Here is a 14,458-nt window from a genome sequence, read left to right as displayed (position 1 = left end):
GGAAGAAGGATCAGGCGTCGAGATTGTGCAGGCGCTGGCGGTTGCGCAGCACGATCTGGCGGGCACCGGAGAAACCGAGGATGCCCTGAGCGTGCAACTGCGACAGCGCGCGCGACACGGTCTCCAAGGTGAGGCCGAGATAGTCGCCGATGTCGCGGCGGCACATCGGCAGCGCCATCATGCCGGCGACGGCGAGGCGGCGGTCCATTTCGAGCAGGAAGGTCGCGACGCGCTCCATCGCAGTCTTGCGGCCCAGCAACAGCATGTGGTCCTCGGCATGACGCAGCTCGCCGGCGGTCATGGCCCAGAGCTTGCGGGCGACCTGCACGTCGGTGCCGGCGGCCTTTTCCAGGCTGGCGCGCTTCACCAGGCGAACGGTGGTGTCGATGATGGCTTCAGCGGCGAGGCGGTGAGTGGGACTGGATTCGAGGCCGAACACGTCGCCGGGAAGATGGAAGGCGCCGATCTGGCGGCGGCCGTCGGAGAGAAGCTTGTAGCTGCGCACCGCGCCGGTGACGACCTGATAGACATATTCGGCCGCCTCCTCCTCGCCATAGATCTCCTCGTCCTTGCCGTAGGAGAACTCGGTGGCGACCAGACCGACATGGCCCGCGATCGCGCCGAACTGGTCGGTAACGGGGTGGGCAGGAACAATCTTGCCACCGATTTGGGTGTTGAGCGTCTGGGTCAGCATCTGCGCCATCTCCGTTGTGATGACGCTTTCCTACGCGGTACCGGGTGCTTCGAAAATTTCGCGAGATATCTTAAGGGGGGTGCCTTACGTAGAATCCCTTAGGTCAGGCGCGGGGGCGGTCCTTGATCGCGTGGCGGATGCACTTGACGAGGTTTTCGTCCAGAAGCGGCTTCAAAACCACGTCCTTGATGCCCGCCATCGCGGCCCGGGCCGAGATGTTCTCGTCGGGATAGCCGGTAATCAGGATCACGGGCGCATCGCGGTGGGATTTGCGAAGCCGGCCGGTCAAATCGATGCCGTTGATGTCGGGCATCTTGTAGTCGATGACGTAGCAGTCCGGCCCGGGCGCGGCGCCGAGATTGAGCAGCGCCGTGCCACTCCTGAAGGTCCGCACGACGAAGCCGTCGGTCTCCAGCAGGAACCGCAGGGATCCGAGGACTGCGGCATCATCGTCGACCACAAAGACGGTGGGTTGTGGGGAGGACGACGGCCGCGCACGATGTGGGCTGACATCAACCATGCGGTCTGGTTAGCACTGCGCCGTGAAGTCGCCTTGACCTGCCTCAATCGTTGAGCATGCCGGCGCGCATCGCGAGGCGAACCAGTTCCGAAAGGCTGCTCGCTTGCATCTTGGTCATGACGTTGGCCCGGTAGACTTCGATGGTGCGCGGGCTGATGTCGTATTCGCGGGCGATCAGCTTGTTGGAGAGGCCCGCGACCAGCCCCTCCATGACCTGGCGCTCCCGCGGACTCAAGGACGCGACGCGGGCGGCGATGTCGTGCGTGACGGCCTCGTTCTTGGCGGCGGGCTCGGCCTGGCGGAGCGCCGACTCGATCATGGCGGTGAGTCGGTCGTCATCGAATGGTTTCTCCAGGAAGTCGACCGCCCCGAGCTTCATCGCCTCGACCGCCAGCGGCACGTCGCCATGACCGGTCATGATCACGATCGGGAACGGGCTTTGCTGCGCCTTCATCCGCTTCAAGAGCTCGATGCCGTCGAGGCCGGGCATGCGCACGTCGGAGACGACGCAGCCGAAACCGAGGCCGGGCAGGGCTTCGAGAAAGGCGAGCGCGTCGTCGAACAGGGTGACGGCGAAGCCGGCGGAATCCAGCAGGAAGTTCAGCGAGTCCCGCATCGCGGCGTCGTCGTCGATGACGTAAACGTTTCCCTTGATCGTCATGGTCAGCTCTCGTCGGTTGCCGGCAGGGTGAAGCGGAACGTCGCTCCGCCCGTTGCGTTGCTCTCGGCCCACATGCGGCCGCCATGGGCCTCGATGATCGAGCGGCTGATGGAGAGTCCCACGCCCATGCCGGTGTCTTTGGTGGTGAAGAAGGTCTGGAACAGGTTTGGAATGACGTCTTCGCGGAAGCCGATGCCGGTGTCGGAGACCTCCACCTCGATCATGCCGTCGGCGACACGGGTGTTGGCGACGACGAGCTCGCGCCGCTGCGACTGCGCCATCGCCTCGAGCGCGTTGCGGAACAGGTTGACCAGCACCTGCTGAATCTGCACCCGGTCGGCCAGAACCAGGTCGGCGTCGGGATCGAGGCTGAAGCGGAGCTGCACGTTCTGCTCGCGCGCGCCGGCGAGCCCGAGCGCGCCGGCTTCCTCGATCAGCTTGGACAGGCTCTCGACCCGCTTCTCGGACTCGCCGCGGGAGACGAAGTCGCGCAGGCGGCGGATGATCTGGCCGGCGCGCAACGCCTGTTCCGCCGCGCGGTCCAGCGCGCTTTCGACCTTCGGCATGTTTGGATCGGTGCTGCCGGCGAGGAGGCGCCGCGATCCCTTCATGTAATTGCTGATCGCCGCCAGCGGCTGGTTGAGCTCGTGGGCGAGCGCGGAAGCCATCTCGCCCATCGCGGTCAGCCGCGACACGTGCACGAGCTCGGATTGCAGCTCCTGGAGCCGCGCCTGGGTCTGCTGGTGCTCGGTGAGGTCGCGCACGAAGCCGGTGAAATGGGGCTCGCCCGCGCGTTGCGTCTTCCCGACGGACAGGTGCATCGGGAAGGTCGTGCCGTCGCGGCGTTTGCCCGTCACGATCCGGCCGATGCCGATGATGTGCGGATCATTGGTCCTGAGATAGCGCGTGAGATAGCTGTCGTGACGCGACTGATCGGGTTCGGGCATGAGAATGCTCACGTTCCGGCCGATGGCTTCCTGCCTGCTGTAGCCGAACAGCCGCTCCGCGGCGCTACTGAAGAGCTGCATGATGCCGCGTGAATCGATGACGATCATGGCATCGGGCACGGTTTCGAGAATCGAGCGAAGATGATTCTCCTGGGACCGCAGGGCCTCTTCGAGCTGCTTCTCCTCGTTGATGTCCAGGAATATCCCGCTGAGGTGACGCGGCGTGCCCGCATCGTCGCGGATCACGCCGGCCCTGGCCCGGATCCATTGGCCGTTTCCGGACGCGCCGCTGACCTTGAAGGACAAGTCGAGGCCCCCGCCACCTTCCGACGTGCGCCCGATCGCCTTCAGGAGGTGGTCCCGATCGCCCGGCTCCAACAGGGAAAGAAAGAGATCGTAGCTGACGGCCTGGTCCGGCTGCAGGCCGAACAGCCGCCTGGCCGTGTCCGACCAGTCGAGCTCGCGAGTCTGCAGGTCGAGGTCCCAGGTGCCGACCCCGAATCCCTCGATGCGGACTCGGAAATGCTCGCCCCGACCATCGTCTGCCGGATGGTTCCCGCGGGTCGGCGCCAAGGCTCTGCTCCTCTTCTCGGCGGGTCGGCAGGATGCCGTTACCGCTTCGGCAATGTCGCCCAAGGCTCGGCCGGAGGCAAGCGCGGACGTTGAATCCACTGCCGGACTCCCCATTCCGGGAGAGTGGGCAGCCAGAGACCTCGATTTGATCTAGCTCAGCCTGTTGCGCGGCAGCAGGTCTAGGATTCAAAAAATTCTGTAATGCTGGAGATCCCCGATGACATACGCCACCGTCATGGTCAGCCTGGCGCTCGATCAGCCCAACGAAGCGCGTCTTCAGGTCGCAGGCGAGCTCGCCGAACGATTCGAGGCGGCCATCGTCGGGGTCGCTGCGGCGCAGTTCGTCCCGCCGCTCTATTTCACCGACGGCGCAGAGGCGCAAGCGCTGATCGACGAGGGCGAAGCTTCGATCAAGCGGCGGCTGGCCGGGCTCGAAGCGCAATTCCGCGCGGCCGTGAAAAATCGCGGCGGACACGCGGAGTGGCGCAGCGCGATGGATTATCCGGCCCGCTTCGTCACGGCGCAGGCGCGTTGCGCCGATATCGTCGTCAGTGGTGGGCAGAGCCCGGCCTTCTCCGATGCTTTCTCGCTGGCGAGCCCCAAGGACCTGGTGATGCAGACCGGCCGCCCGCTGCTCGTCGTTCCCGACCGGGCCAACTGGCTCGACCTGCGCAGCGTGCTGGTGGCGTGGAAGGACACGCCGGAAGCGCGGCGGGCGGTGGCGGGCGCGCTGCCGATGCTGCACAAGGCGAAGGACGTCACCATCGTGGAAATCCCGGAGCGGGGCGACGACCGTTCGGCCGTGATGGCCGGTGTCAGCGACGTTGCCGCCTGGCTCGGCCGCCACGGCATCACCGCGACTGCGCGGGTCCTCGAGGCCGCAGGAAACGAAACCCCTGCTGCGCGGTTGGAGAAAGTCGCCGGCGACGTCGGCGCGGGCCTGATCGTCGCGGGCGCCTATGGTCATTCGAGATTTCGCGAACTGATCCTCGGAGGCGTCACCCAATATCTGGTGACGCAAACCGTCCGCAGCGTGCTGCTGTCGCACTGACCATCGGCTGGCCCGTTTGAGGAATCGAGGAGGACGCGCCGTGTACCAATTTCTTGAACAGACCGTCGACGGCTACATGACGCGCAACGTCAAGACGGTGCAGCGCGACCTCGACTTGTTCCAGCTCAGCGAGATGTTCGAGACCGACGATTTCAATTCCTATCCGGTCGAAGACGACGGGCAGGTGGTCGGCATCGTCACCAAGTTCGACATCCTGAAGTGCTTCGCCTTCACGCCGAGCCAGATGTTGCCGCGCTACGATGACCTGATGAGCCGCAAGATCGGCGACGTCATGACGCCCGAGTTCATCTATGTCAGCCCCGACACGCGGCTGACGCGCGTGCTCCAGATCATGGTCGAGCACCGCATCAGGAGCATCATCGTGCTGGACGGCACACAGAAGCTGGTCGGCATCATCGCGCGCGAGGACGTCATCGCGGCGCTCAAGGCGACGGCGCGGGGGTGAGGATTCGATTCTGGCATTCCCAGACTCCGTGATTTGACGGTGATTGCCGCTCTTTTCCTTCTCTCCTTGTGGGAGAAGGTGGCATAGGCGGCCTTCGGCCGCCGTCCTTAAGAACGCCGAAGCGGAGCTTCGGCTATGGCGCCGGATGAGGGGTCTCTCTCGACAGAGGTGCTCGTGGAGAGAGACCCCTCACCCGTCTCGCCGCCTGTGCGGCGAGCCACCCTCTCCCACAAGGGGAGAGGGGATGAACGCGGCGTCGCATCGGCTCACATTAACAGAAATCCATCCAGCTTGATTTCAATCAATTCCCCGCGAGGGTGGATGTGGTTTTTGGCAGCGTGTTCTTTCAGAGAGAATCCGCATGAGCCAGCCCTCCATCTCAAAATCCATGACCATCGGTGAAAGCGGCTTGGCTGTCGTATTCGCAGTCACCGCTTTCCTCTGCGTGATCGCCTCGGCCAAGGCGCTCGATGCGCCCTTCGCGTTCCACGCTGCGCTCAGCGCGGCGGCGAGCCTCGCTGCGGTATTCTTCATCGTCAACCGCTACTTCGAGCGGCCGGCGGCGCTGCCGGCCCAGGAGATCAACGGCCGCCCGAACTACAACATGGGGCCGATCAAGTTCTCGGCCTTCATGGCGATGTTCTGGGGCATTGCCGGATTCCTCGTCGGCCTCATCATCGCCTCGCAGCTGGCCTGGCCCGCGCTGAACTTCGATCTGCCCTGGATCAGCTTCGGCCGCCTGCGCCCGCTGCACACCTCCGCGGTGATCTTCGCCTTCGGCGGCAACGTGTTGATCGCGACCTCTTTCTACGTGGTGCAGAAGTCCTGCCGCGCGCGCCTTGCCGGTGACCTCGCGCCGTGGTTCGTCGTGCTCGGCTACAACTTCTTCATCCTGATCGCGGGCACCGGCTATCTGCTCGGCGTCACGCAGTCGAAGGAATATGCCGAGCCGGAATGGTACGCCGATCTGTGGCTGACCATCGTCTGGGTCGTCTATCTGCTCGTCTTCCTTGCCACCATCTTCAAGCGCAAGGAGCCGCACATCTTCGTTGCGAACTGGTTCTATCTCGCCTTCATCGTGACGATCGCGGTGCTGCATCTCGGCAACAACCCGGCGCTGCCCGTTTCGGTGTTCGGCTCGAAGTCCTACGTCGCCTGGGGCGGCATCCAGGACGCCATGTTCCAGTGGTGGTACGGCCACAACGCGGTCGGCTTCTTCCTGACCGCCGGCTTCCTCGCCATCATGTACTACTTCATCCCGAAGCGCGCCGAGCGGCCGATCTATTCCTACCGGCTCTCGATCATCCACTTCTGGGCGCTGATCTTCCTCTACATCTGGGCAGGTCCCCACCATCTGCACTACACGGCGCTGCCGGACTGGACGCAGACGCTCGGCATGACCTTCTCGATCATGCTGTGGATGCCTTCCTGGGGCGGCATGATCAACGGCCTGATGACGCTGTCGGGTGCCTGGGACAAGCTGCGCACCGATCCCGTGCTGCGCATGCTCGTGGTCTCCGTCGCCTTCTACGGCATGTCGACCTTCGAAGGCCCGATGATGTCGATCAAGGTGGTCAATTCGCTCAGCCATTACACCGACTGGACCATCGGCCACGTGCATTCCGGCGCGCTCGGCTGGGTCGGCTTCGTCTCCTTCGGCGCGCTGTATTGCCTGGTGCCGTGGGCCTGGAATCGCAAGGGCCTCTACAGCCTCAAGCTCGTCAACTGGCACTTCTGGGTCGCCACCCTCGGCATCGTTCTCTACATCTCGGCGATGTGGGTGTCCGGCATCCTGCAGGGCCTGATGTGGCGCGCCTACACCTCGCTCGGCTTCCTCGAATATTCCTTCATCGAGACCGTCGAGGCGATGCATCCCTTCTATATCATCCGCGCCGCAGGCGGCGGCCTGTTCCTGATCGGCTCGCTGATCATGGCCTACAATCTCTGGATGACGGTTCGCGTCGGCGAACAGGAAGTCCAGATGCCCGTCGCTCTTCAGCCGGCGGAATGAGGAGCTCAAGCAATGTCGTTCTGGACACGTCACCAAATCTTCGAAAAGAATTCGATCATCCTGATTGTCGGCATCCTGCTGGTAGTCGCGGTCGGTGGTCTCGTCGAGATCACTCCGCTGTTCTACCTCAAGAGCACGATCGAGAAGGTCGATGGGGTCAGGCCCTACACGCCGCTGGAGCTGGCGGGGCGCAATGTCTACGTCCGCGAGGGCTGCTATCTCTGCCACTCGCAGATGGTTCGCCCCCTGCGAGACGAGGTCGAGCGCTATGGTCACTTCTCGCTCGCCGCCGAGAGCATGTACGATCACCCGTTCCAGTGGGGCTCCAAGCGCACCGGCCCGGATCTCGCCCGTGTCGGCGCCAAATATTCCGACGAGTGGCACGTCACCCATCTGGCCAACCCACGCGCGATCGTGCCGCAGTCCGTGATGCCCGGCTATCCGTTCCTCAGCAAGGCCGAGATCGACCCGGATGCGATCGCCGGCGACATGCGCACCCTTAGGACCGTCGGCGTGCCCTATAGCGACGAGCAGCTCGCCAATGCCGCCGCCGACCTGAAGGCCCAGGCCGATCCGGACAATGCCGGCACCGACGCCTTCACCAAGCGCTACGCCAAGGCCGTCGTACGCAATTTCGACGGCAAGACCGGCACGCCGACCGAGATGGACGCGCTGGTCGCGTACCTGCAGATGCTCGGCACGCTGGTCGACTTCAAGATCTACAACGAGAAAGCCAATCTTCGCTGAGAAGGCATGAACGATGAAAGCCATCCTGACCGTCCATAATCTTGCGTCCGATCTCGTGACCACGATCTGGACACCGGTGTTCGTCGCGATCTTTCTCGCGATCATCGCCTACGCATTTTGGCCCCGTAACAAGGCTGCGTTCGACAAGGCAGCGCACCTGCCCTTGCGGGAGGAGTGAGAAACCATGACCGATCATTCTAGCGACATCGATTCCGTCTCCGGCAAATCCACCACCGGACACGAGTGGGACGGCATCAAGGAGCTCAACACGCCGCTGCCGCGGTGGTGGGTGATCACCTTCTATCTCACCATCGTCTGGTCGATCGGCTACTGGATCGTCTATCCGGCCTGGCCGCTGATCCAAAGCAACACCACCGGCCTGTTCGGCTACTCCTCGCGCGCCGACGTCGCGGTCGAGCTCGCCAACCTCGAGAAGATCCGGGGTGACAAGATGGCGGCGCTGGGCACGGCCTCGCTCGCCGACATCCAGAAGGATCCGGCTCTGCTCGCGCTTGCGCGCGCCAAGGGCAAGACGGTGTTCGGCGACAATTGCGCGCCGTGCCACGGCACGGGTGCGACGGGGTCCAAGGGCTATCCCAACCTGAACGACGATGAATGGCTGTGGGGCGGCTCGCTCGACCAGATCATGCAGACCATCCAGTTCGGCGTGCGGTCGGGCCATGCCAAGACCCATGAGGGGCAGATGCTCGCCTTCGGCAAGGATGGCGTGCTGAAGGGCGACGAGATCGTCACGGTCGCCAATTACGTGCGGTCGCTGTCGGGCCTGTCGACCCGCAACGGCTATGACGCCGCCAAGGGCCAGAAGATCTTCGCGGAGAATTGCGCCGCCTGCCACGGCGACGCCGGCAAGGGCAACCAGGAGATGGGCGCACCTGATCTGACCGACAAGATCTGGCTCTACGGCTCCGACGAGGCGAGCCTGATCGAGACCATCGGCCAGGGCCGCGCCGGCGTGATGCCGGCCTGGGAAGGCCGGCTCGATCCCGCCACCATCAAGGCGATGGCGGTCTACGTCCACTCGCTCGGCGGCGGCAAATAGGCCGATCCGCGACCGACGACTTCCGGCGGGGGCGAAGAAAAGCGCCCCCGTTTGCGTTGGATCAACCTGCGCGGCGGTGCCGGGTCTAGGTTTAATCGCACCTTTGAAGAAGCTCGAGGCGATGAACAAGACCGTCAATCCGAACGAACTGAAGCCCGCGGACGACGTCGGGCCGCTCTATGCGGCCCGCAAGAAGGTCTATCCCCAGAGCGTCTCCGGTACTTTCCGCCGGATCAAATGGGGCCTGATGGCATTCTGCCTCGGCGTCTACTACTTCCTGCCCTTCGTGCGCTGGAATCGCGGTCTCGGTGCGCCGAGCCAGGCGGTGCTGATCGATCTTCCCAACAGCCGCTTCTATTTCTTCTTCATCGAGCTGTGGCCGCAGGAGGTCTATTACTTCACGGGCCTGTTGATCGTCGCCGCGGTGGCGCTGTTCCTGATGAACTCCATCGGCGGGCGGATCTGGTGCGGCTATCTCTGTCCGCAGACGGTGTGGACCGACCTGTTCTACGCGGTCGAACGCCTGATCGAGGGCGACCGGCGCGAGCGGATGAAGAAGGACAAATCGTCCGATCCGATGAAGCTGGAGCGCATCTCCGAGATCGTCCTCAAGCATTCGATCTGGCTCATGATCGCCTGGTGGACCGGCGGCGCCTGGGTGCTCTATTTCAACGACGCGCCGACCCTGGTGAAGGAGCTCGTCACCTTCCAGGGGCCGATGCTCGCCTATATCTGGATCGGCATCCTCACCGCGACGACCTATCTGCTCGCCGGCTTCATGCGCGAGCAGGTCTGCACCTATATGTGTCCGTGGCCGCGCATTCAGGCCGCACTCACCGACGAATGGGCGCTCAACGTCACCTATCGCTATGACCGCGGCGAGAAGCGCACCTCGGTGAAAAAGGCCGCCGAGCTGCGCGCCCTCGGCCAGCAGGTCGGCGATTGCGTCGACTGCTACCAATGCGTCGCGGTCTGCCCGACCGGCATCGACATCCGCAACGGGCCGCAGATGGAATGCATCCAGTGCGGCCTCTGCATCGACGCATGCGACAACGTGATGACAAAGATCGGCCGGCCGAAGCGGCTGATCGGCTACGACAACGACATCAACATCCATCGCCGCCAGGAAGGCAAGGCGCCGATCTACCGGATCGTCCGGCCTCGCACCGTCGTCTATAGTGCCATTATCGCGGCCGTCGGCGGCTTCATGATCTATACGCTGGCGACCCGCAGCCTGCTCGACGTCAACGTGCTGCACGACCGCAACCCGGTCGCGGTCAAGCTGAGCGACGGCTCGATCCGCAACGCCTATACGGTGCGGCTGCTGAACAAGAGCGGCTACGACCGCGTCATCGCGATCGACGTCGAGGGGCCCGTGAACCCCACGATGCACGTCGTCGGCATCGATTCGGTCACGCCGGGCCGTCCGATCATCGTGATCCCGCGCGATGCGACCAGCGAGCTGCGGCTGCTGGTCACCGCGCCGGCCGAAAACAATCCGGAGAAATCGATTCCGGTTCGCTTCCACGTCATGGACATCGGGCTCGGCGTCGCCGCGAGCGCCACCGACAATTTTGTCGCGCCGTAAGATCAGGAGACCACCATGTCATCCAAGCCGCTGACCGGAACCAAGGTCTTCCTGATGCTGGTCGCTTTCTTCGGCCTCGTGATCGGCGTCAACGCCACCATGATGAAGCTCGCCATCGCAACGCTGCCCGGCACCGACGTCGACAGCCCCTATGCCGCGGGCCTCGTCTACGATCGCGAGATCTCGGCGGCGCAGGACCAGGCCGCGCGGAAGTGGAAGGTCAACGCCCATGTCGAGCGCCGCAATGACGGCGGCGCCTCGGTCCAGGTCGAGGCCCGCGACGCCGGCGGCCAGCCGATCTCCGGGCTGAAGTTCGGCGGCCGGCTGGAGCGGCCGACCGACAAGCGCGCCGACCTCGCTGTCGAGCTCACCGAAGCCGGCATCGGCCTCTATCGCGGCAATGCGGCGTCCGTCGCGCCGGGCCAATGGGACCTGGTGATCGAGGGCGAGGCGCGGGGGACGCGCGTGTTCATGTCGCGCAACCGCGTGATCCTGAACTGAAGGATTCCGTCATGCAGGTCACGCGCGATTTCTCTCATTACGTCCGCGATGCGGGCGAGGGCCTCCGGCACATCGATCTCGCCGTCGAGGGCGTTCACTGCGCCGGCTGCATGGCCAAGATCGAGCGCGGGCTCTCGGCCATCCCCGACGTCACCCTGGCGCGCGTCAACCTCACCGACCGCCGCGTCGCGCTGGAATGGAAGGCGGGCACGCTCGACCCCGGCCGTTTCATCGACCGGCTCGAAGAGCTCGGCTACAAGGCCTATCCGTTCGAGACCGAGAGTGCGGAAGTGGCCGAGGTCGCCGAATCCCGCTTCCTGCTGCGCTGCCTCGGGGTCGCCGCGTTCGCCACCATGAACGTGATGATGCTGTCGATCCCAGTGTGGTCCGGCAACGTCTCGGACATGCTGCCGGAGCAGCGCGATTTCTTCCACTGGCTGTCGGCGCTGATCGCGCTGCCGGCGGCGGCCTATGCCGGCCAGCCGTTCTTTCGCTCGGCTTGGCGCGCTCTGTCGGCCAAGACCACCAACATGGACGTGCCGATTTCGATCGGCGTGATCCTGGCGCTCGGCATGTCCGTGGTCGAGACCATCCACCACGCCGAGCATGCCTATTTCGACGCCGCGATCATGCTGCTGACCTTCCTCCTGGTCGGCCGCTTCCTCGACCAGAACATGCGGCGGCGGACCCGCGCGGTCGCCGGCAATCTCGCCGCGCTGAAGGCGGAGACGGCGGCGAAGTTCATCGGGCCCGACGAGATCTCGCAGGTGCCGGTTGCGGCGATCAACCCGGGCGACATCGTGCTGCTCCGGCCCGGCGAGCGCTGCGCGGTCGACGGCACCGTGATCGAAGGGCGTTCCGAGATCGACCAGAGCCTGATCACCGGCGAGACGCTCTATGTCACGGCCGAGCAGGGCACGCCGGTCTATGCGGGATCGATGAACATCTCCGGCAGCTTGCGGGTGCGGGTCTCGGCCGCCTCCGAGGCGACGCTGCTCGCCGAGATCACGCGGCTGCTCGACAACGCGCTCCAGGCGCGCTCGCGCTACATGCGCCTTGCCGACCGGGCCTCGCGGCTCTATGCGCCCGTGGTGCATGCGACCGCGCTCCTGACCATTCTCGGATGGGTCCTCGCCGGTGCGAGCTGGCACGATGCGATCGTGACCGGCGTCGCCGTGCTGATCATCACCTGTCCCTGCGCCCTAGGGCTTGCGATCCCGACGGTGCAGACGGTGGCCTCGGGCGCGATGTTCAAGGCCGGTGTGCTGCTCAATGCGGGCGATGCGATCGAGCGGCTGGCTGAAGCCGACCATGTGATCTTCGACAAGACCGGCACGCTGACGCTGCCCGAGCTCGAAGTGATGAATGCCGCCGACATTCCCGCCGATGTCTTCGAACTCGCCGCCCGGCTCGCACTGTCGAGCCATCACCCGGTGGCTGCCGCCGTCGCGCAAGCTGCCGGTGCGAAGTCTCCGATCCTCAGTGCGGTGGAGGAGGCCGGGCAGGGTGTCCGTGCGACCGTCGACGGCCTCGAGCTTCGCCTCGGCCGTCCCTCCTTCTGCGGTGCCGAGGCGCTGGTCGGCAGCGCCTTGGTCGATCCCGAAGCTTCCATCGTCGCGTTCAGCAAGGGCAGCGAAAGATTCATCCTCTCGGTTCGCCAGGGCCTGCGACCCGATGCCAAGGCGGTGATCGCGGCTCTGAAGGCGCGCAACATCGGCATCGAGATCCTGTCCGGCGATCGCGAGCCGGCGGTGAAGGCCGCGGCCCAATCGCTCGACATCCCCGAGTGGCGCGCCGGCGTCACCCCGGCCGACAAGATCGCGCGGATCGAGGAGCTGAAACGGCGCGGCGCGAAAGTGCTGATGGTCGGCGACGGCATGAACGATGCGCCATCGCTCGCGGCGGCCCATGTCTCGATGTCGCCGATCTCGGCCGCGCATCTCAGCCAGGCCACCGCCGATCTCGTCTTCCTCGGCCGGCCGCTGGCCCCCGTCGTCGCCGCCATCGACGCCTCGCGCAAGGCGCTGCATTTGATGCGGCAGAACCTCTGGCTTGCGATCGGCTACAATGTGCTCGCGGTGCCGGTTGCGATCAGCGGCGTCGTGACGCCCCTGATCGCCGCTGCCGCCATGAGCGGATCGTCGATCCTGGTGATGCTGAACTCGCTGCGCGCCCGCAGCGCCTCGCGGGAGATCGTGTAATGGAGATACTGGTCATCCTGGTCCCGCTAGCCTTGATGCTCGGAGGTGCCGGTCTCGTCGCTTTCCTGTGGTCGCTCAGGAGCGGCCAGTACGACGATCTCGACGGCGCCGCCTGGCGCGCGATCGCCGACGACGAGCCGCCGCGGGAAGCACCGGCCAAGCGCTAGCGTTTCAGGGCGAACGTAAGCAGGGCTGCGGCAACGAGCGCCGCGCCCACGCCGAATACGCACGCCTGCCATCCGAAAGCGTCGAACAGGCGCCCGAGCACGGCCGTACCAACCAGTCCGCCGCAGAAGTAACACGTAAGATAGGTCCCGCTGGCGATGCCGCGATTGTCGGCTGCGGCCTGTCCGACGAAACCCGTCGCGGCGGCCTGTGCGAAGAATGTGCCGACCCCGACCAGGACCATGCCGGCGAGCACTTCGCTCAGACGCGGCGACAGCATCAAGGGCAGGCCGAGCCCGGCAACAGTGAGCGCGCCCCAGATCGTGGGCCGCGTTCCCAGCCGCGCCGCCACCCTGCCGGCCAGAAGCGTCGTGACGATCGACGGCAGGAAGACGAAATAGACGAGGCCGAGATCCATCATGCCGAGCGACAGCGGCGGCCGCACCAGCACGAAATTGACGTAGGTGAAGGTGCCGATGAAGGCGAACAGGATGCAGAAGCCGATGCCGAAAGAGGCGCGCAGCTGCGGATTGCGCCAATGCGCGATGGTGGCGGCGAGCGGCGAAGCCGCCGGCGTCATCGCATGCATCGGCGGCACGCGGTTGACGGTGAAATAGACCAGCGCCGCGCCGGCAAGATTGAGCGCCGCGAAGAAGTAGAAGTTCCAGGCGAGGCCGAGGCCATCGGCCAATGCGGCCGAGATCAGCCGGCCGACGAGATTGCTGGCGACATTGCCGGTGATGTAGGCGGCAAAGGCGCCGCCGGCGTCCATGGCGCTGCATTGCTCGCCCAGATAGGCGAGGGTGAGCGCGAAGGCGGACGCCATGCACAGGCCCTGCGCGACCCGCAACGCGGTGAAGACGGCCAGATTGGGCGCGACAGCAAGCAGGCTGGTGGGGACCGCAAGCAGGGCCAGGCTGAGCAGGACGCCCGTTCGCCGGTCGATACCCGGGCTGAAGAAGCCGACGACGAGGCTGGCTGCGGCCATGCCGAAGGTGCTGGCATTGACGGCAAAGCCCATTGTCGCGGGTGTGACGCCGTAGTGCCGTGTCAGCGAGGGCAGGATCGCCTGCGTCGCGAAGAGATCGACGACCGTCAGGAATGCGGTGAGGCCGATCACGAGCGAGCGAAACGCGAAGCCAGGGGAATGCGCATTCATCGTCGTCGCGATCGGTTTGATCGATGCGGAAAGATCGGTCATGTCGTTGCGCTCCCTCATGCCCCGGCATGCCCCGAGCGCGCGCCTCGTCCTTCGAGACGACCGCTTCGCGGT

The 14,458-nt window shown here is 65.1% G+C and carries 15 protein-coding genes; 10 read left to right on the top strand and 5 right to left on the bottom strand.

The annotated features are described in order from the left end of the window. Positions 1-10: 10 nt before the first annotated feature. The 4 genes from I6F17_RS00945 to fixL form a co-directional block, all read right to left on the bottom strand. Positions 11-694 (bottom strand): helix-turn-helix domain-containing protein, encoded by a 684-nt coding sequence (locus I6F17_RS00945; protein ID WP_225123720.1) that lies wholly within the window; start codon positions 692-694, stop codon positions 11-13. Between the two features lie 103 nt (positions 695-797). Then, positions 798-1,214, bottom strand: coding sequence for a response regulator (locus I6F17_RS00940; RefSeq protein ID WP_225123719.1), 417 nt, complete (start codon positions 1,212-1,214; stop codon positions 798-800). Between the two features lie 43 nt (positions 1,215-1,257). Beyond that, entirely contained in the window at positions 1,258-1,875 is a 618-nt protein-coding gene (gene fixJ / locus I6F17_RS00935) for a response regulator FixJ (RefSeq protein ID WP_036037810.1), read from the bottom strand. A gap of 2 nt (positions 1,876-1,877) precedes the next feature. Then, on the bottom strand, positions 1,878-3,395 hold the full coding sequence (gene fixL, locus I6F17_RS00930; RefSeq protein ID WP_225123718.1) for a sensor protein FixL: 1,518 nt from the start codon (positions 3,393-3,395) through the stop codon (positions 1,878-1,880). A 217-nt stretch (positions 3,396-3,612) separates the two neighbouring features. Here fixL and I6F17_RS00925 point away from each other — a divergent pair, with 217 nt between their 5' ends. The 10 genes from I6F17_RS00925 (at position 3,613) to ccoS (ending at position 13,187) form a co-directional block, all read left to right on the top strand. Next, positions 3,613-4,446, top strand: coding sequence for a universal stress protein (locus I6F17_RS00925; protein WP_225123717.1), 834 nt, complete (start codon positions 3,613-3,615; stop codon positions 4,444-4,446). Positions 4,447-4,486: 40 nt separating this feature from the next. After that, a complete protein-coding gene (locus I6F17_RS00920) occupies positions 4,487-4,912 on the top strand; it encodes a CBS domain-containing protein (protein ID WP_036037783.1) in 426 nt (141 codons plus the stop codon). 361 nt (positions 4,913-5,273) lie between these two features. Beyond that, positions 5,274-6,923, top strand: coding sequence for a cytochrome-c oxidase, cbb3-type subunit I (gene ccoN, locus I6F17_RS00915; RefSeq protein WP_036037781.1), 1,650 nt, complete (start codon positions 5,274-5,276; stop codon positions 6,921-6,923). A gap of 12 nt (positions 6,924-6,935) precedes the next feature. Further along, entirely contained in the window at positions 6,936-7,670 is a 735-nt protein-coding gene (gene ccoO / locus I6F17_RS00910) for a cytochrome-c oxidase, cbb3-type subunit II (protein ID WP_036025943.1), read from the top strand. A gap of 13 nt (positions 7,671-7,683) precedes the next feature. Further along, entirely contained in the window at positions 7,684-7,848 is a 165-nt protein-coding gene (locus I6F17_RS00905) for a cbb3-type cytochrome c oxidase subunit 3 (RefSeq protein ID WP_025034779.1), read from the top strand. Between the two features lie 6 nt (positions 7,849-7,854). Further along, positions 7,855-8,730: a cytochrome-c oxidase, cbb3-type subunit III gene (gene ccoP, locus I6F17_RS00900; RefSeq protein ID WP_225123716.1), complete on the top strand. Its 876-nt coding sequence runs from the start codon at positions 7,855-7,857 to the stop codon at positions 8,728-8,730. A 121-nt stretch (positions 8,731-8,851) separates the two neighbouring features. Next, positions 8,852-10,318 (top strand): cytochrome c oxidase accessory protein CcoG, encoded by a 1,467-nt coding sequence (gene ccoG / locus I6F17_RS00895; RefSeq protein WP_225123715.1) that lies wholly within the window; start codon positions 8,852-8,854, stop codon positions 10,316-10,318. Between the two features lie 15 nt (positions 10,319-10,333). Beyond that, a complete protein-coding gene (locus I6F17_RS00890) occupies positions 10,334-10,819 on the top strand; it encodes a FixH family protein (protein ID WP_036004419.1) in 486 nt (161 codons plus the stop codon). An 11-nt stretch (positions 10,820-10,830) separates the two neighbouring features. Continuing rightward, entirely contained in the window at positions 10,831-13,020 is a 2,190-nt protein-coding gene (locus I6F17_RS00885) for a cation-translocating P-type ATPase (RefSeq protein ID WP_225123714.1), read from the top strand. Next, positions 13,020-13,187: a cbb3-type cytochrome oxidase assembly protein CcoS gene (gene ccoS / locus I6F17_RS00880; protein ID WP_225123713.1), complete on the top strand. Its 168-nt coding sequence runs from the start codon at positions 13,020-13,022 to the stop codon at positions 13,185-13,187. Before I6F17_RS00885 ends, ccoS begins: the two co-directional genes overlap by 1 nt. Here the strand turns inward: ccoS and I6F17_RS00875 are convergent. After that, a complete protein-coding gene (locus I6F17_RS00875) occupies positions 13,184-14,386 on the bottom strand; it encodes an MFS transporter (protein WP_225123712.1) in 1,203 nt (400 codons plus the stop codon). The two genes, ccoS and I6F17_RS00875, sit on opposite strands and share 4 nt — an antisense overlap. Between the last annotated feature and the right edge of the window lie 72 nt (positions 14,387-14,458).

The organism is Bradyrhizobium sp. NBAIM18, from assembly GCF_020193825.1.
GTDB lineage: Bacteria > Pseudomonadota > Alphaproteobacteria > Rhizobiales > Xanthobacteraceae > Bradyrhizobium > Bradyrhizobium yuanmingense.
This window is presented reverse-complemented; position numbering and strand designations above follow the sequence as displayed.